Consider the following 18017-nt stretch of genomic DNA (forward strand, 5'->3'; position numbering starts at 1 on the left):
TTTATAAAACCTCAGGTTTAGATTGTCGATGAGTATAAGTTGATGATAGCTGCTTCAACATTGCGTGCAAGGGAGAAACATTGAGTCCTTTCGCAACAAAGCCAAAAAATGCTTCTGGTTTTTGTCTAAATACCGCTTGCGCTTCTGCTTCATTATCAAATTCAGCAAAAACACATGCTCCCGTTCCTGTTAATCTTGCCGGCGCATATTGTAGCAACCAGTTTAACGCTTTTTCAACGTTTGAATAATGATTTACCACAACTTTTTCGCAATCGTTTACATAAGATTCACTCAAAAGTTGTTCAAGGGATTTTTTCGGTGTATTACGTGGTAAATTTGGATCTTGAAATATCACAGCCGTCGATATTGAATCATCAGGTTTCAATACAACAAACCATTTTTCTGGTGGTTCACAATAGGTGATTTTTTCCCCGACACCTTCAGCAAAAGCAGCATGCCCATGTACAAATATTGGTACATCCGCGCCTAGTGTTAATCCTAATTTTGCCAGTTCATCAATGGATAAATTGGCTTGCCATAAATAATTTAAAGCGACCAATGCGGTTGCTGCATTGGATGAACCACCACCGACACCGCCACCCATTGGAAGAATTTTGTCTAAATGAATATTTGCACCCAATTGAATATTGGCTTTTTCTTGTAAAAGTTTTGCTGCTCGATAAATTAGATTATCTTCCGTTTTTAGATTTGGAATTTCTGGCGTTAAAACAATTTGATTGTCTTCTTCACGAATACTCATTTCTAACCAATCGCCGAAATCTAAAAATTGGAAAAGTGTTTGTAATTCATGATAGCCGTTTGGCAATTTTCCGTTGATATAAAGAAATAAATTAAGTTTGGCTGGGCTAGGGAAGCGCAATGGTTTCCCATTTGATTGTGTTGTATTTTGACAAAGTGCGGTAGAAAATTGATGTGATTTCATTAATGTATTCATTAGTAAATCCACTCATCTACACGAATTTTTAGAGTTTGTTTCGTGCTATCATTTTTTAGCAGAATATTTTCAGGCATCGAATTATTAGAATGATAAGTGAGATAATCTGCAGTCCATTGAGAACCATCTACATGATAAGTAAATGCGCCAAGTAAATGATTGGTACCGACTTGATAATCTGCATTTATTGCCGGTTGACCTTTCAGCCAATAAGCTAAGTGTTCTAATGGCACATCCATGCCAATGATCTCTTGTAATAATAGTTTAGCATTGGCTGCAGATTGTTGATTGCCGTTGTTATCGGAAATTGTCATCCCACTTTGATGCATTTGAATCCAAAGGGTAGATTTACTGATTAAAGAATAGAGTTTAAGTGTATAAGATTTTGGATTTTGGTATTTCCATTCAAAGCGGCTAGAAAAACGTTCTGTAGGACTGATATAACCAATTTGTCCTTTAGCTTGATAGGATTGAATTTTTTGAATCTTTTGTAGATGCTGTTGCCATGTGGTATCCGTTTTATCGATGTATTGCACGTTAACTGGACGTTCAGCATCCATCGTACAGGCTGTAAGTATGCTGGCTACAAAAAGTGCGGTGAGGAATTTAAACGTTTTCATATTATTCATCAAGTTAATAAGCTCGCGTATTTTAAGGATTTAGTTGAATTGAGTAAAGTTACTTTTATTTGTTAATTTTTTGGTAATTAGCTTTTATTTGTTTAACTGCTAAGATTCTTCGTTTCGTCAATTCATTTCTGATTTCTTGTTTCTCAAATCCATCTGCAATAACTTGCTGTACATCTACTTCATTTGCCGAGTGTAATAATTGATTAATGTAATCTATTTGTGGATAGTCTTTATTTTCAAAACCAGTTCTACCTCGAGTATCAGCTAGACATACTTGTAGAAATTCTTGAAAGCGTTGTGGTTTTCTCCACACATCAAAACGATTAAACAGCGTTATGACTGTTTCAGCTCGAAGCTCAAAGGCTTTGTGAATATGCGTGTGAAATTCACAAGTCAGTTCTGCAAGTTCTTGAAAATAACTTGGAACCTTCAAGCGTTTGCACAATGATCTAGTCGGTTTTATACCGGCTTGTTCATGCCCATAATGATGAGGAAGAATATTTTTAGGTGTAAGAGCTTTGCCAAGATCATGACAAATTGTGGCAAAACAGACCGCACTTTTATTTAGGATAGGGTTATTTTCAGTCAAATTAACCGCTTGTTTTAATACCAACATGGTATGAATAAAACTATCCACTTCTGGATGATGTTTTACTGGATTGGGCACACCATAAAGGGCATCGATTTCAGGAAATAGAACTCTTAATGCGCCTGTTTTATGTAAGGTTTCAAAATAAATTTCAGGATTTTTTTCGTTTAAGGCTTTTTCTGTTTCTAGCCAAACGCGTTCCGTCGTGAGATGTTGTAATTCTCCCGATTGTGCAAGTTCTGCCATTAGGGATAGCGTTTCCGATGCGATTTTAAAACCGAGAGAATGATAACGGGCTGCAAAGCGTGCTACGCGTAATACTCGTAAAGGGTCTTCTGAAAAAGCGGGAGAAATATGGCGTAAAATTCGATTGTCTAAATCTTGTTTTCCGCCATAAGGATCGATAATTTCACCGTCTTCGCTTTGAGCCATGGCGTTAATAGTGAGATCTCGTCGAATTAAATCTTGTTCTAATGTAATTGTTGGGGAGAAATCACAAATAAAGCCAGTGTAACCTGCGCTAGATTTTCGTTCTGTTCGGGCAAGCGCATATTCTTCTTTTGTTTTAGGATTGAGAAAAACCGGAAAATCTTTGCCTACTTGTTGATAACCGAGAGATAGTAGCGTAGCGGGGGTTGCGCCTACTACAATCCAATCACGATCTTTGACTGGTAACCCCAATAATTGATCGCGAACAGCCCCACCAACCAAATAAACTTTCATTCGTGATTATGCCCAACCATCACGACGGCGACGTTTTGGTAACACATAAGGAATGAGCAAGCCGAAGAGTAAGCCTACGCCCAATACTGAACCGCCATAAATAAACCATTGGATCGCAATTTCTCGTTTACCTGCATCAAGCATCGCTTCTAAATCACGATTTTTATTTTTAGTCATTTCAAGTTCGCGTTTCAGTTGAGAATTTTGTTCTAAAAGATCCGCACTTTGTTGCTCAGCTTGTTTGGTTCGACGTTGCATTTCGACAGTACGTTGTTGCCAATCGCCATCTAAACGACTAAGTTTTAAGGTTAATTCTTGAACTTGAGCTTTTAATTTTGGATTTTCTTCTTTACTACTTGGCGTGTTGCTTAAGTCTGAATTTAAAATCCAAGCTTCACGATTTTTATTGTCGCGAATGAGTGTGTATTTGCCTTGACGATCTAATACATTCACCGCTTCTCCAGCTTGAATTGAACCTGCAATTTTAAATTGTTCACCGGCACCGCGGCGTAAGAATGTACTGAGATTTTCAGTAACATATTGCGTTTCTGCATGAGCAGTTGCAATACTTGTACCAAGTAAGGCGCAAGATAAAAGTGTATTGTAAATTTTTTTCATGCTTTCTCCTTAAAAATAAAAACAACAAAAGTGCGGCTGAATAAACCGCACTTTTTGTTGCAATAAATTAATTAAACACCGCACGCAGTAAATAGAAGATAATAATTGCGAAGAAGGCGCCGGCTGGTAAAGTGATTATCCAAGAACTAATGATGTTTCGGATAACCGTTAAATTGAGTGCCGCGATACCGCGAGCAAAACCGATACCTAAAATTGCCCCAACAAGTGTTTGTGTTGTTGAGATTGGCAAACCTGTACCCGATGCAACTACAACGGTCATCGCGGTGGCAAATTGAGCGGCAAAGCCACGGCTTGGCGTTAAATCGGTGATCCCAGATCCAACTGTCGCCATTACTTTTTGTCCCATAGTAATTAAGCCCACAGCAATACCTAATGCACCTAGTGGTAAAATCCACCAAGTTAAGGCTCCACCTGAAACAATTTTACCGCCTTCATTTACAATAGAGACCACTGCAGAAAGAGGGCCAATAGCATTGGCTACATCATTTGAACCATGAGCGAAAGCCATCGCACAAGCGGTTAATAACATTAAAATGCTGAAGACTTTTTCTACTGCACCAAAAGTACCTTTGCTTGCAGATTGAGTGAATGTTTTGCTTTTAAAATAGAAATGGAAAAACAGCATGCCTACAAGGCTAATGATAAGTGAAATGACCAAAGTTTCTTTATTGGAAAGATTTAAACCAACATGTTTTAAACCTTTTGTCATTGTTACGATACACAGTACAAATACGGTTATCCCCATGTAATAAGGACCATATTTTTGTGCATTTTTCAGTGGATGTTCGGTATCAAAAATAAGCTTTTGCGTACTTGCAAAGATTGCATAGGCGAGAATACCTGCAATGACAGGCGTGATGAACCAGCTACCAACGATGCTACCAATATTTGACCAATCTACTGCGCCAGGGCCAATCGTAATGCACGCAAACCCAATAATTGCACCGATAATAGTGTGAGTACCAGAAACTGGCCAGCCCATTTTCGTTGCGATAAATAACCAAGCACCAGAGGCAAATAAAGCAGAAAGCATACCCAGTGCTAAAATATCGGGCGTATCCACAAATTGCATTGGATCGATTACGCCACTTTTAATGGTTTCTGTTACTTCACCACCAGCTAGATATGCGCCAGCAGATTCAAAAATTAACGCAATAATAATTGCTTGTTTGGCTGTTACAGTACCGGATCCTACGGATGTACCCATTGAGTTTGAAACATCATTGGCTCCAATACCGAAAGCCATGAAAAAGCCGAAGGCTGCTGTAATCCACACCAACCATGAACCATATTGACTAATAACTTCCATAGTTAATTTCCTATGTTTTGTTGATTATGAACGCGCCAGCATTAATTCAATGCGTGAGCCAACACGTTGTGCTTGGTCAGCCAGCACACCAACCCATTCAATAATTTTATATAAGAACATCACATCAATTGGGTTATAACGGCTTTCGATGGTGTAAAGCATTTTACGCAATTTGATCTGCATTTGGTCGGTATCATCTTCAATTGCATCGAGTTCTTGAATCATATCGTTAACTAATTTTAGTTCACGGCCTTTAAAACCGGTTTCTAAAAGTTGATCCATTTCTTCGATTACTCGATGAGCTTGATGAATGGCATCTAAACTACGTTTGACGTAATGTAAGAATTCTTCCTGCATTTCTTCAGGAATACCAAATTGACGACCAATCATACGGCCTGCAATATCTTTAGCAAAATTTGCTAATTTATCTTGTTGCGTGACTAATTCTAAGAGATCAGTACGATCGATAGGTAAGAATAAACCACGTGGCAATTTCAAACGAATCTCACGTTTCAAGCTATCCGCTTCACGTTCACGCTGAGAGATTTCTAAGCGTTTTTCTTCCGCTTTTTCCCAATCCTTTGAGAAGGTGGTTTCAAAAAAAGGAATTAAAAGATCGCTACATTCAGTGACTTTTTCCGAATGCTTTTGCAATGGTTTTAAAGGCGAATGGGCAAATAATCCGAGAATATTATTCATTGCCATAAGTGATTTACTCCATAAGGGGTTAAAAATTCGTGCGCATATTACCCGATTTTTATTAATAATTAAATGTATTTTAGGGGGCGATCCCTTCACTGAAAAGGAAAAGCCGAATTTTTCATCTTTTCAATGTATCATTAATATTTTTTACAACGCGATGAGCCGTATTTACTACCGCCAGGCAAGCATTCACAGGCTTCACCATCGCGATCTCGATCCAAATGATAAGCATGGTGGTTTTCATAATAGCGTTGTGCTTCTTCTTGTGTATTAAAATCTGAACAACGAACGCCAGCATTTATAGGTAATGTGATGCTTAGAAGCATAGAAAATAGAAACAATTTTCTCATAGAGATCCTTAATTAATTGGTTATTTAAAATTAAGTCAAATTATAGCTCTTTATATCTATTTTTCGACGTTTAAATTTAAGGAATATAAATCTATAAAACGCTTGATTTATCTATTTTTATCTGTATATTTGAACAGTTTTAAGTTGAAGGGAGTATAATTTTTTATGAGTAATGAAATTGAAATTAAATTAGCGGTATCTGACCAAGCGTTTAATGAATTACAAGAACATTTAAAAAACTTTACTTGTTTAGTGCATAAAAAACAGTTTCTGAGCAATACTTATTATGATTACCCTGATCATTTCCTTGCTAAACAAAAGATGGGATTACGTATTCGTCAAGAAGATCAAGAACTTACATTAACGCTTAAAACTAACGGCGAAGTTATTGGTGGATTGCATAGCCGCCCAGAATATAATTTACCATTAACCGAAAAAGAAACGCCAACTAATGCGCAATTAAGAGAGCTTTATCCTTTTGAACAATTACCTAGTTCTACGCTACAACCTATTTTCTCCACAGATTTTAACCGCACTTTTTGGTTAGTTGAATTTCAACAATCCAAAATTGAAGTGGCGTTCGATCAAGGCAAAATTATAGCAGGCGAATCTGAGCAGCCTATTTGTGAAATTGAGTTTGAATTGAAATCTGGCAATGTGCAGGATCTTTTTGATTTTGTGGAAACTTTGCCTTTCGAAAGAGATATTTATTTTAGTAGCGCAAGTAAAGCGAAGCGGGGTTATTTGTTAGGTTCAAAACAATTTTTGACGGATTGGCTAAATAAATGGCGTGATTTTTTAAAAGAAGAACGAGAAGAAAGTGCGGTAGATTTTTCTGCGAAATTTAATGCGGTGCTGAAAATGGAACAGAAACTTTTGGAAGAAACCCTATCATTTTCTTCCGCACTTTTTAGCCAAGATTTTATGAAAACAGTGGAGCGAGTGGGGGCATTTTTTAATCTTTATCATTATTATGATGAAAATGGAAAAATCCTAGAAACGGTGGCAACAGAAAAACAAAAAGAAACGCTCTTACCTGCTTTGTTAGAAAGCAATCAGAAAATTTTTGCTGAAATCCGTGATTTGATTCGTTTTCATAGTGAAACGAAAGACAATGAAAAAACTATTGAAAAATTGACCGCACTTTTGAAAAGTCGAGTTTATTTTGAGCGAATGATCAAATTAATGAGATTTTCAGCGTAATGCGAATCAACCGTGCAAATGGGTAAGCTATACTTCTAGGCATTATGTACGCTTGCCCTGAACAATATAATGATATTTAGCCGTAGGTATATGAATACTCGGTTAAAGGATGAGAAGGATAAAAAATGGCTAAAGCCCCGAAAACAGCTTATGTATGTAATGATTGTGGTGCGGAGTTTTCTCGTTGGCAAGGGCAATGTTCAGCTTGTAAAGCGTGGAATACAATCACGGAAGTGCGGTTAATTTCCACAGCAAAATCAAAAAATGATCGTTTTAGTGGCTACGCGGGTGAAACTCAGGCAAAAATTCAAACACTCTCTGAAATTAGTTTGCAAGAAACACCACGTTTTTCCAGTGGCTTTAATGAATTAGATCGCGTACTGGGTGGCGGAATCGTACCGGGCAGTGCGATTTTAATTGGTGGGCATCCTGGTGCAGGGAAAAGTACCTTGTTATTACAAGTCATGTGTGGTTTAGCGAAAAATATGACCGCACTTTATGTGACGGGAGAGGAATCGTTACAACAGGTTGCGATGCGTGCAAGTCGATTGGGATTGCCAAACGATCAATTAAAAATGTTGTCAGAAACCTCTGTGGAACAGATTTGTAATTTGGCGGATCAGTTAAAACCGCAAATTATAGTGGTGGACTCGATCCAAGTAATGCATTTGGCAGATATTCAATCATCGCCAGGCAGTGTGGCACAAGTGCGTGAATGTGCTTCTTTCCTCACTCGTTATGCGAAAACCCGCCAAGTCGCCATTATTATGGTGGGGCATGTAACGAAAGACGGTACGCTTGCAGGGCCGAAAGTGTTAGAGCACGCCATTGACTGTTCATTACTATTAGAAGGCGAAGCCGATTCTCGCTATCGTACTTTGCGTAGCCATAAAAACCGTTTTGGTGCGGTGAATGAATTAGGCGTATTTGGTATGACCGAGCAAGGTTTGCGAGAAGTAAAAAATCCATCTGCGATCTTTTTAAGTCGAGGGGATGAGATTACATCAGGCAGTTCCGTTATGGTACTTTGGGAAGGCACTCGCCCTCTTTTAGTTGAAATTCAAGCCTTAGTGGATCATTCAATGCTAGCGAATCCTCGCCGTGTTGCGGTGGGTTTAGAGCAAAATCGCTTAGCGCTATTATTGGCGGTGTTACACCGACATGGTGGCTTGCAAATGGCCGATCAAGATGTCTTTGTAAATGTCGTTGGTGGTGTAAAAGTCAGTGAAACAAGTGCGGATTTGGCTTTGTTGCTTGCGTTAATTTCTAGTTTCCGTAATCGCCCCTTGCCACAAGATTTAGTGATTTTTGGCGAGGTGGGATTAGCGGGCGAAATTCGTCCAGTACCAAGTGGGCAAGAGCGTATTAGTGAAGCGGCAAAGCATGGTTTTAAACGTGCGATTGTTCCTTTTGGTAACAAGCCGAAAAGTGCGGTTGAAAATATGCAAGTTTTTACGGTAAAGAAACTTTCCGATGCGTTAGCCGTGTTGGATAATTTCTAAATACTTCCATTAGAGATAATTAATAGCCTCAATGGAAATAAATTATCTAATTCCGTTGTAGTGAAAAAATTAGCAAAATTTGTTAAAATAAACATACTTTTTATTCAAAGAAAAATAAGAAAATGGAAAAAAAACTGAATAAAGCGCTGGATGCGATTGATATAAAAATTCTTAATGAATTACAACGCAACGGTAAAATTTCTAATATTGATTTGTCGAAAAAAGTAGGGCTTTCACCCACTCCTTGTTTAGAACGTGTTAAACGTCTAGAAAAACAAGGTGTAATTATGGGATATCGTGCATTGTTGAATCCTGAATTATTGGAAGCACCTTTGCTTGTGATCGTGGAAATTACGTTAGTTCGTGGAAAACCTGATATATTTGAGGAATTTAATGCTGCGATTCAAGAGTTGGAAGAAATTCAAGAATGCCATTTGGTATCGGGCGATTTTGACTATTTATTAAAAACTCGTGTTGCCGACATGGCCGAATACCGAAAATTGCTGGGGACGACATTATTGCGTTTACCTGGTGTAAATGACACTCGCACTTATGTTGTGATGGAAGAAGTAAAACAAACTAATTTCCTTGTATTAAAATAATATGATTAAACAAATAACAGAACGATTTACACCCAGACAGTATTTAGCTGAACTTTTGCTTGGATTGACCGCACTTTTCGGGCTTTATTTAATTATTGCTTGGTCAAGTTATACTCCGCTTGATAATTCTTGGGCAACGGCTGGTGCGCATGGTGAAACAATTAATAAAGTTGGTGCATTTGGTGCATGGATTATCGATCTTTCTTTTGTTTTCTTAGGCTATGTCGCCCATGTTATTCCTTTTACAGTTTTTTTGGTACCTGCTTATCTATTGAAAACAAAAGCAGTTAAAAACCTTTCCTGTACTCGAATTATTTTACGTAGTTTTGGTTTTATAATGCTGATTATTGGACTTTGCGTAATGACCATGTTGCTTTTGAAAAGCAATACCTTTTATTTAAGTGGTGGAGTTGTAGGTGGTTCACTTGTTGTAAATTGGCTTTATCCAGCATTAGGTAAATTCGGATCGGTTTTAATTGGTTTTACATTTGCTTTAATCGGTTTTATTTTCTGCTCTGGCGCCTCATTAATTCGATTGATTGTGGCCTTTTATCATTGGTTGACAATGAAAAATGAGCAGGAAGAACGTGTTGAGCAAGAAAAATCAACGGAAGAATTAGAGCAAATCGTGATTGTAAAATCAGATAGTTCAGAAACAGAAAATCTAGATCAAAATAATCTTAATGTGGAACAAAATAGTGAGATTGAAACTCAAAAATCATCTTTAGAGGTAGAAGACAACTCTGTTGAGCATCCTTCGCATTTAATTAATATTCATGGTTTAAACCCAGAGGTCTCGATTAAATCAGAATATGAAGTTTCTCCTGAAGAGAGTGTAAAACCTCAGTTTTCTCTTGAGTTTGAATCTGAAGCATTACCTAGCGTGAATTTATCGAGTGATTCACATGGACAAACAGTAAGTAAAAATGATTTTGTGCCAGTGTGGAATAAACCGATAAAGTCAGCCGTTCAGGATGATGTCTCAATGAATCAAAGTGAGGATGATTTTACTAAGGTGTCCTTGCTTACAAATGATGAAATGCCAAAGGTTTCATTAAAACCAATTAACGAATCCTTGAATACGGAAATGGCGGATAATAATTTTGATGTTCAAGCTGATGAAAAAGTCCGTTTGGGTGATGATGAACTAAAATTTAACGTATCCTTAGAGGATGGTATGGGGAATGTTCAATTAGACAAAAATCAAGAAGAATCACCTAACTATAAAGGTTATAGTGGCAGCTTGATTCATCCTGCATTCCAACAGCAAACAACTAAACGTGAAAAGCCTAGTACGCCCTTACCAAGTTTGGAGTTATTATCAAAACATCCCGCAGTGGAACAAAATATTACGCAAGAAGAAGTTTTTGAAACGTCTCAACGTATTGAGCAACAATTACGTAACTTTAATGTGAAAGCTACTGTAAAAGATGTGCTTGTTGGCCCTGTTGTGACTCGCTATGAATTAGAATTACAACCTGGGGTGAAAGCCTCAAAAGTAACGAGTATTGATACCGATTTGGCGCGTGCATTAATGTTCCGCTCGATTCGTGTGGCAGAGGCTATTCCTGGTAAGCCTTATATTGGTATTGAAACACCTAATCTTCACCGTCAAATGGTGCCATTACGCGACGTGTTAGATAGCAGCGAATTCCGTGATACTCATGCCACTTTGCCAATGGCTTTAGGTAAAGATATTAGCGGAAAAGCTGTGATTGTTGATTTAGCAAAAATGCCACATTTGTTGGTAGCAGGCTCAACAGGATCAGGTAAGTCTGTTGGCGTGAATACGATGATCTTAAGTTTGCTTTATCGTGTTCAAGCAGAAGATGTGAAATTCATCATGATCGATCCTAAAGTCGTCGAACTTTCTGTTTATAATGATATTCCGCACTTGTTAACGCCTGTTGTAACAGATATGAAAAAAGCCGCTAATGCGTTGCGTTGGTGTGTAGATGAAATGGAACGCCGTTATCAGCTGCTTTCTGCTCTCCGTGTACGCAATATTGAAGGCTTTAACGAAAAAATCGATGAATACGAAGCAATGGGAATGCCTATTCCAAATCCAATTTGGCGACCTGGTGATACAATGGATGCAATGCCACCTGCATTGAAAAAATTGAGTTATATTGTGGTTATTGTCGATGAGTTTGCTGATTTAATGATGGTCGCGGGTAAGCAAATTGAAGAACTTATTGCTCGATTGGCACAAAAAGCGCGAGCTATTGGTATCCATTTAATTTTGGCGACACAACGTCCTTCTGTAGATGTGATTACAGGTTTAATTAAAGCGAATATCCCAAGTCGTATTGCCTTTACTGTTGCAAGTAAAATTGACTCACGTACTATTCTTGATCAAGGTGGGGCGGAGGCGCTTTTAGGTCGTGGTGATATGCTTTATTCGGGGCAAGGCTCATCGGATTTGATACGTGTTCATGGTGCTTTTATGAGTGATGATGAAGTTATTCGTATTGTAGATGATTGGCGAGCACGCGGTAAACCTGATTATATTGATGGTATTTTAGAAAGTGCTGACGATGAGGAAGGTACAGAAAAAGGGATATCAAGCGGTGGAGAGTTAGATCCACTTTTTGATGAAGTAATGGATTTTGTTATTAATACCGGTACAACCTCAGTATCTTCTATTCAACGTAAATTCAGCGTAGGTTTTAACCGAGCAGCGCGTATTATGGATCAAATGGAAGAACAAGGGATTGTCAGCCCAATGCAAAATGGTAAGCGTGAGATTTTATCGCGTCGTCCGGAATACTAATTTAAAAGGAAAGTAAAATGAAAAAAACAACGTTAAAATTTGCTGCACTTGCCTTACTTGGTTTGAGTAATTTGGCATTGGCTGATGCGGCAAGTGAATTACAAATGCGTTTAGCTAAAGTCGATGTATTAAGTGCAGAATTTGTGCAAACAGTGACTTCTGGAAGTGGCAAAAATGTTCAACAAGGAAGTGGCAAACTTCAAATTAAACGTCCAAATTTATTCCGTATGGATACTAAAACCCCTCAAGAAACCCAGATTATTTCTGATGGTAAAACCTTATGGTTCTACGATCCATTTGTGCAACAAGTAACAGCGCAATGGGTTAAAGATGCGGTAAATAATACACCTTTCGTCTTACTTACAAGTAACGATAAAAGCCATTGGGATCAATATTCGGTCATGCAACAAGTGGATACTTTCGTATTGAAACCTAAATCTTCAAAAAGTAATATCAAGCAATTTGATATTCGTGTCGATGCCAATGGAGTACTAAGAAATTTCAGTACGACCGAGAAAGATGGGCAAACCAATCTTTATGTTTTACGTAATATTACTAATCAAACTTTGTCTGATAGCTTGTTCCAATTCAAGCCAGAAAAAGGCGTTGAAGTGGATGACCAACGTAAAAAATAACAAATGATTATTTGAAATAAGGGCGTAGAAATACGCCCTTCAATTTTGTGAGAAATAAACATGTCGAACCTCAACTTTGATTTTGCCGAAAATGATTTTCGTCCACTGGCAGCCAAGATGCGTCCAACGAGTCTAGAGAAGTATTTTGGGCAAACTCATCTTATTGGTGAAGGTAAGCCGCTGCGTAAAGCTATTCAAGCAGGGCATATTCATTCTATGATTTTTTGGGGGCCTCCAGGTACTGGAAAAACAACGCTCGCAGAAATTATTGCGCAACGTATTAATGCAGAAGTTGAGCGAATTTCTGCTGTGACGAGTGGGATAAAAGAAATTCGAGAAGCGATTGAGCGAGCAAAACAAAATCGTCTTGCAGATCGTAAAACTATCTTATTTGTGGATGAAGTCCATCGTTTTAATAAAAGCCAGCAAGATGCATTTTTACCACACATTGAAGACGGAACCGTTATTTTCATTGGGGCGACAACAGAAAATCCCTCTTTTGAGCTAAATAATGCGTTGCTCTCTCGTGCTCGAGTTTATGTGCTGAAATCGCTCACAACGGCTGAAATTGAACAAGTTTTGCAGCAAGCTGTAGAAGATCCTGAATGTGGATTGGGTAAAGAGCGGTTAATTTTAGAAGATAATTTAGTGAAAGTACTTGCCGAATATGTTAATGGGGATGCACGATTAGCTTTGAATTGCCTCGAATTAATGGTGGATATGGCAGATGAAACGGAAAATGGAAAGAAAATTGACCGCACTTTATTAAAAGAAGTCTTAGGCGAACGTCAAGCGAGATTTGATAAACAAGGTGATCGTTTCTATGATTTAATTTCTGCGCTACATAAATCTGTTCGAGGTTCTGCTCCTGACGCTGCATTGTATTGGTATGCACGAATTTTGACAGCGGGTGGAGACCCTTTATATGTCGCTCGCCGATTACTTGCTATTGCTTCAGAAGATGTGGGAAATGCGGATCCTCGCGCCATGCAAGTTGCATTGGCTGCTTGGGATTGCTTTACTCGCGTGGGGGTTTATGAAGGGGAGCGAGCCATTGCTCAAGCCATTATCTATCTTTCGGTAGCGCCAAAAAGTAATGCCGTTTATACCGCATTTAACACTGCGAAACAGCAAGCGAAAGATTTGCCAGATTACGATGTTCCACCACATTTACGCAATGCACCGACTAATTTAATGAAAGAGCTTGGCTATGGTGCTGAATATCGTTATGCTCACGATGAACCTAACGCTTATGCGGCAGGTGAAAATTATTTCCCACCTGAATTAAAAGACACTCAATATTATTTTCCGACAAATAGAGGTATGGAAATTCAGATTAAGGAAAAACTAGAACGATTACGCGAGCAAGATAAAAGTGCGGTGAAAAAACGGTATAAATAATTACTAGTAAGTATTTATCAAATAGTAGTACAATAGTAAAGCTTTTATTGCATAAAAATGTAAAAAATAAAAGCAAGTTAGATTTATATTTTACTTCAATATAAAGACAGGAGATCTTTTATGAAAAAATTAACTTTTGTTGCTAGCCTGGTGTTTAGCGCAAGTATAATAATGAATGCATCAGCGTATGATGGTGTTGTAAGTTTTACTGGAAAAGTTGTTGATCAAACTTGTACAGTTAAAACTGAAAGTAAAGACTTAAAAGTTAAGTTGCCAACAGTTTCTAAAAAACAATTAGATACAGTTGGTAACACTGTGGGTAAAACTGCTTTTAATATAAAAGTAGAAAATTGTTCTGCAGCATCACCTGAGGCATCTAAGGTTGCGGCTTATTTTTTACCTAATGCTGAATATATTGATGAAAATACGCATAATTTAAAAAATACCGCGACTTCTTCTAAGGCAGATAATGTGCAAGTTAGATTGCTTGACAATAATTTCCAACCTATTCAAGTTGGGGAAAATATTGATACTCAATATCCAGCAAGCTCAAATAGTTTTTCTACAATCAATGGTAACGCAGCATCTGTTAGATATTATGCTGAATATATTGCAACTGGTAGTGCAACACCGGGTAATGTGACAGCCAAAGTTGAATACGATATTGTTTATAAATAAAAATGAAGAAACAGGCTATTGAATTAAGTTTTTCATTAGCCTGTTTTTAGGAATATAAAATAGGTTAAGAAAATAATGTTAAAAAAATCTCTTTTATTTTTAGCCGTTTTACCATTATGTTCTTATGCTAATGTGGTGATTACCGGCACTCGAATTATTTACCCTTCTGAGCAAAAAAGTATTAGTGTACAGTTAACCAATGTAGGAGATTCTCCATCCTTGGTGCAATCTTGGCTAGATAGGGGAGATTTCCGTAGTAATCCAAATACGGAATCGGTTCCTTTCATTATTGCACCGCCAATTACTCGTGTAGAAGCTAAAGCTGGTCAAACTTTACGTGTCAACTTTACTAATACTGAATCTTTAGCTAAAGATAGAGAATCTCTTTTCTATTTTAATTTGCTTGATATTCCGCCAAAACCAAGCGATAGCGACTTACAAAACAACCCAAATTATTTACAACTTGCTATTAGAAGTCGTTTAAAATTTTTTTACCGTCCAAGTGGATTGAAAATTACGCCATCTGACGCTTATAAACAGGTTAAGTGGAAAATTCAATCTAATGGGATAAATATTGATAATCAAAGCCCATACTATATTACTTATAATCATTTTCAAATAGGTGGGCAAACAGTTCATCCGAAAGAGATGATTCCTCCTTTCTCTCAGCATTTGTTTGAGGCTAAAGGCATAAAACCAGGTTTAACAGTGAAATGGAGTGTAGTGAATGATTATGGCGGCGATGAAACTGGCGAATCTCCATTACAATAAAATAAATAATTATAAATGCATGGTAAATTATGCGTTGCAAAAATATGTTTTTTAGACGAACTCTATTGTCTCTTCTTATTGGCTATTTCAGTTTACAGCAAGTAATAGCAAAAGATGAATTTGACAGCGATTTTCTACGGCATAGTGAAGATGATAAAAACATTGATATTAGTCGTTTTAATCATAAAAATGGTGTATTAGCAGGAAAATACCCAGCTGATGTCTATGTCAATGGTAAAAATAAAGGAAATTTATCCCTCACTTTTGCTGAGCAAAATAAACAAGTTGTTCTTTGTCTTACACCTGATTTGGTCAATTTATTAGATTTAAAAAAAGATGCCTATACTCAGCCACTTGAAGGTGATTGCGTAGCAGCTGAAAAAACACTCAAAGGCAATTTTTCTTTTGATACTAGTTTACTTAAATTAGAGGTTAATTTACCTCAAGCATTAACTATACAGCACCCAAGGGATTATATTCCATCAACACTATGGGAAGACGGTGTTGCAGCAGCATTTGTAAATTATGATGTCGATAATTATCACTATCAATCTCAAGGTAGTCGATTTGAGCAAACTTATTTAGGTATTCGTGCTGGTGCTAATCTAGGTAGTTTGGCATTACGTCATCGTGGCTCACAATATTTTTTTAAAGAAAAAGATAGTCAGGGAAAATTAAGTTCTGAGAAGAGTCACTATAGCAGTAGTGAAACCTATCTGCAGAAAGATTTTGCAACTATTCGTGGTTTAGTTACTTTAGGTGATTTTTTTACTACAAGCCCAATTAATGAAAATATGGCATTGCGCGGTATCCAGGTTGCTTCAGATGATAGAATGTTACCGGCTTCGCAAAGAGGATATGCCCCTGTCATCCAGGGAGTTGCGAATACTAATGCTAGTGTGGCAATACGCCAAAATGGCGTAGTCATTTATCAAACTACAGTACCAGCTGGTGCTTTCGTTATCTCTGATTTATATCCTAGCGGTTCAAGTGGTGATTTATCTGTTGAAATTATGGAAGCAAATGGTCAAAAACGTATGTTTATCGTTCCTTATGCTTCTGTTGCTCCATTAATTCGATTTGGACAATTCCGTTATCATATGTCGGCTGGCCGTTATCGTTATGGCAAGGATATTTACCCGGATAGAGTAGCTCAATTCTCTTTACAATATGGTTTATTAAATAACTTAACTCTTAATAGTGGTTTGGTTTTACATAAAAATTACCAATCTGCTTTGGTGGGGGCTGGCTTTAATACTCCAATAGGTGCATTTTCAACTGATGCAACCTTTGCAAAAACCACGTTTTCAAACTCAAACCAAACGAAACGAGGATATAGTTTACACGCTAACTACAGCGTTAATTTGCTTTCGACCAATACTAATTTAACTTTGGCTGCTTATCGTTATTCTTCTAAAGATTTTTATACATTAAGGGATACTATTTGGGCAAATCATAGTGATTTTATTGATGATGAGAGCATTCAATATATTGAAAATTTCCGCCCTAAAAATCAGTATCAAATATCAATTAATCAGAGTTTAGGGGAAACTTTAGGATCGCTTTATCTGATAGGTTCTACTTATCGTTATTGGAATAAGACTGGTGCAAGAAATGAATATCAGCTTGCCTATAACAATAATTATAAGAGTGTCAGTTACCAATTCGGTTTTTCTCAATCAATTGATCTTGATACTAAGAATCGAGAAAACAGTGTGTATTTAAGCTTATCGATACCGTTTGGAGAGAGTAATTCAAGTCTGTCAACTAGCTTGACACATAGCAAAGAGCAAAATAGCGTACAAACTACCTTTAGTGATGCAATTGGGGAATATAACCAATTTAACTATAGCCTATCAGCTAGTACCAATGATCGTCGCGAACGTACTCTTTCAGCTAATGCTTATTATCGTAATAATTTTGCTGAATATCGCAGTACAATTAGTCAAGATCAGGATAAAAATCTTCAATATTCATTAGGTTTGAGTGGTTCAATTGTCGCACATCCTCATGGCATCACATTAGGTAATTCTGTGAGTGATAGTTTTATGATTATTCATGCTAAAGACGCGGCTGGTGCATTAGTTACCAACACAGGTCAAGGGCAAACTTTAGATTATTTTGGTAATGCAATCGTGCCTTATTCTACTCCTTATAGCATAAACTATGCTGGTATTGATCCTACAAATTTGCCAATTAATGTGGAATTTTCAGCGACAGAGAAACAGGTGATTCCAAGGGCCAATAGCATTAGTGTTGTCAATTTTGATTCTCGTATAAATACCATGGTGTTATTTAAATTACGAGATCAAGATGGTCTAATACTTCCAATGAGTGCAGAGGCTAAAGACGACGTTGGTAATATTGTAGGTTATATCGCACAAGGCGGGATTTTATTTGCCAATAATCTCAGCAAGGAGAAAGGAAAAATTACTGTTATGTGGGGAATGGACAGTAAGGCACAATGTCATTTTGACTATGTAGTGAAGTTGGATAAAAAATCGACAGAAATGAAACAGATTGATGCAATCTGTCATCGATAAAAAAGGATAAAAA

General features: G+C 37.3%; 16 protein-coding genes. 9 read left to right on the forward strand and 7 right to left on the reverse strand.

Going from position 1 to position 18017, the window contains the following annotated elements; genetic code table 11:
- Position 1: 1 nt before the first annotated feature.
- From ispE to AAX15_RS03655, 7 genes are all read right to left on the reverse strand, one after another.
- Positions 2–943, reverse strand: a complete 942-nt coding sequence (ispE, locus tag AAX15_RS03625; protein WP_046939194.1) for a 4-(cytidine 5'-diphospho)-2-C-methyl-D-erythritol kinase — start codon at positions 941–943, stop codon at positions 2–4.
- A gap of 11 nt (positions 944–954) precedes the next feature.
- Complete coding sequence (gene lolB, locus AAX15_RS03630; RefSeq protein ID WP_046939177.1) at positions 955–1575, reverse strand: lipoprotein insertase outer membrane protein LolB; 621 nt, start codon at positions 1573–1575, stop codon at positions 955–957.
- Positions 1576–1639: 64 nt separating this feature from the next.
- Complete coding sequence (locus AAX15_RS03635) at positions 1640–2896, reverse strand: multifunctional CCA addition/repair protein (RefSeq protein WP_046939178.1); 1257 nt, start codon at positions 2894–2896, stop codon at positions 1640–1642.
- 6 nt (positions 2897–2902) lie between these two features.
- Positions 2903–3514, reverse strand: a complete 612-nt coding sequence (locus AAX15_RS03640) for a TIGR04211 family SH3 domain-containing protein (RefSeq protein WP_046939179.1) — start codon at positions 3512–3514, stop codon at positions 2903–2905.
- A 67-nt stretch (positions 3515–3581) separates the two neighbouring features.
- The gene (locus tag AAX15_RS03645; RefSeq protein ID WP_046939180.1) at positions 3582–4844 is read right to left on the reverse strand and encodes an inorganic phosphate transporter; all 1263 of its coding nucleotides are present in this window, start codon (positions 4842–4844) and stop codon (positions 3582–3584) included.
- Positions 4845–4868: 24 nt separating this feature from the next.
- Positions 4869–5549 (reverse strand): TIGR00153 family protein, encoded by a 681-nt coding sequence (locus AAX15_RS03650; protein ID WP_005638079.1) that lies wholly within the window; start codon positions 5547–5549, stop codon positions 4869–4871.
- Between the two features lie 134 nt (positions 5550–5683).
- Positions 5684–5896 (reverse strand): excalibur calcium-binding domain-containing protein, encoded by a 213-nt coding sequence (locus tag AAX15_RS03655; protein ID WP_005644891.1) that lies wholly within the window; start codon positions 5894–5896, stop codon positions 5684–5686.
- Between the two features lie 165 nt (positions 5897–6061).
- Between AAX15_RS03655 and AAX15_RS03660 the strand changes: the two genes are divergently transcribed.
- The 9 genes from AAX15_RS03660 to AAX15_RS03700 all read left to right on the forward strand — a co-directional run bounded on the left by AAX15_RS03660 (position 6062) and on the right by AAX15_RS03700 (position 18004).
- On the forward strand, positions 6062–7099 hold the full coding sequence (locus AAX15_RS03660; protein WP_046939181.1) for a CYTH domain-containing protein: 1038 nt from the start codon (positions 6062–6064) through the stop codon (positions 7097–7099).
- A 125-nt stretch (positions 7100–7224) separates the two neighbouring features.
- Positions 7225–8601, forward strand: coding sequence for a DNA repair protein RadA (gene radA / locus AAX15_RS03665; protein ID WP_005644699.1), 1377 nt, complete (start codon positions 7225–7227; stop codon positions 8599–8601).
- A 122-nt stretch (positions 8602–8723) separates the two neighbouring features.
- Positions 8724–9203 carry a leucine-responsive transcriptional regulator Lrp gene (lrp, locus tag AAX15_RS03670; RefSeq protein WP_005632464.1) on the forward strand — a complete coding sequence of 160 codons (480 nt, stop codon included), beginning with the start codon at positions 8724–8726 and terminating at the stop codon, positions 9201–9203.
- Between the two features lies 1 nt (position 9204).
- Positions 9205–11976: a DNA translocase FtsK gene (locus AAX15_RS03675; RefSeq protein ID WP_046939182.1), complete on the forward strand. Its 2772-nt coding sequence runs from the start codon at positions 9205–9207 to the stop codon at positions 11974–11976.
- 17 nt (positions 11977–11993) lie between these two features.
- Positions 11994–12611 (forward strand): outer membrane lipoprotein chaperone LolA, encoded by a 618-nt coding sequence (lolA, locus tag AAX15_RS03680; protein ID WP_005633722.1) that lies wholly within the window; start codon positions 11994–11996, stop codon positions 12609–12611.
- Positions 12612–12671: 60 nt separating this feature from the next.
- Entirely contained in the window at positions 12672–14012 is a 1341-nt protein-coding gene (locus tag AAX15_RS03685) for a replication-associated recombination protein A (protein WP_046939183.1), read from the forward strand.
- Between the two features lie 120 nt (positions 14013–14132).
- Positions 14133–14690: a fimbrial protein gene (locus AAX15_RS03690; protein WP_046939184.1), complete on the forward strand. Its 558-nt coding sequence runs from the start codon at positions 14133–14135 to the stop codon at positions 14688–14690.
- Positions 14691–14765: 75 nt separating this feature from the next.
- Positions 14766–15461 carry a fimbrial biogenesis chaperone gene (locus tag AAX15_RS03695; RefSeq protein WP_046939185.1) on the forward strand — a complete coding sequence of 232 codons (696 nt, stop codon included), beginning with the start codon at positions 14766–14768 and terminating at the stop codon, positions 15459–15461.
- Positions 15462–15526: 65 nt separating this feature from the next.
- Complete coding sequence (locus AAX15_RS03700; protein WP_230599589.1) at positions 15527–18004, forward strand: fimbria/pilus outer membrane usher protein; 2478 nt, start codon at positions 15527–15529, stop codon at positions 18002–18004.
- The last annotated feature ends 13 nt before the right edge of the window (positions 18005–18017 follow it).

Origin of the sequence: Haemophilus haemolyticus (assembly GCF_001008275.1) — a bacterium.
Taxonomy (GTDB): Bacteria; Pseudomonadota; Gammaproteobacteria; order Enterobacterales; family Pasteurellaceae; genus Haemophilus; species Haemophilus haemolyticus_P.

What these genes read in the sequence shown, in the direction of transcription:
- ispE (WP_046939194.1), bottom strand. Translation starts at nt 943, where the DNA reads ATGAAATCACATCAATTTTCTACCGCACTTTGTCAAAATACAACACAA.
- lolB (WP_046939177.1), bottom strand. Translation starts at nt 1,575, where the DNA reads ATGAAAACGTTTAAATTCCTCACCGCACTTTTTGTAGCCAGCATACTT.
- AAX15_RS03635 (WP_046939178.1), bottom strand. Translation starts at nt 2,896, where the DNA reads ATGAAAGTTTATTTGGTTGGTGGGGCTGTTCGCGATCAATTATTGGGG.
- AAX15_RS03640 (WP_046939179.1), bottom strand. Translation starts at nt 3,514, where the DNA reads ATGAAAAAAATTTACAATACACTTTTATCTTGCGCCTTACTTGGTACA.
- AAX15_RS03645 (WP_046939180.1), bottom strand. Translation starts at nt 4,844, where the DNA reads ATGGAAGTTATTAGTCAATATGGTTCATGGTTGGTGTGGATTACAGCA.
- AAX15_RS03650 (WP_005638079.1), bottom strand. Translation starts at nt 5,549, where the DNA reads ATGGCAATGAATAATATTCTCGGATTATTTGCCCATTCGCCTTTAAAA.
- AAX15_RS03655 (WP_005644891.1), bottom strand. Translation starts at nt 5,896, where the DNA reads ATGAGAAAATTGTTTCTATTTTCTATGCTTCTAAGCATCACATTACCT.
- AAX15_RS03660 (WP_046939181.1), top strand. Translation starts at nt 6,062, where the DNA reads ATGAGTAATGAAATTGAAATTAAATTAGCGGTATCTGACCAAGCGTTT.
- radA (WP_005644699.1), top strand. Translation starts at nt 7,225, where the DNA reads ATGGCTAAAGCCCCGAAAACAGCTTATGTATGTAATGATTGTGGTGCG.
- lrp (WP_005632464.1), top strand. Translation starts at nt 8,724, where the DNA reads ATGGAAAAAAAACTGAATAAAGCGCTGGATGCGATTGATATAAAAATT.
- AAX15_RS03675 (WP_046939182.1), top strand. Translation starts at nt 9,205, where the DNA reads ATGATTAAACAAATAACAGAACGATTTACACCCAGACAGTATTTAGCT.
- lolA (WP_005633722.1), top strand. Translation starts at nt 11,994, where the DNA reads ATGAAAAAAACAACGTTAAAATTTGCTGCACTTGCCTTACTTGGTTTG.
- AAX15_RS03685 (WP_046939183.1), top strand. Translation starts at nt 12,672, where the DNA reads ATGTCGAACCTCAACTTTGATTTTGCCGAAAATGATTTTCGTCCACTG.
- AAX15_RS03690 (WP_046939184.1), top strand. Translation starts at nt 14,133, where the DNA reads ATGAAAAAATTAACTTTTGTTGCTAGCCTGGTGTTTAGCGCAAGTATA.
- AAX15_RS03695 (WP_046939185.1), top strand. Translation starts at nt 14,766, where the DNA reads ATGTTAAAAAAATCTCTTTTATTTTTAGCCGTTTTACCATTATGTTCT.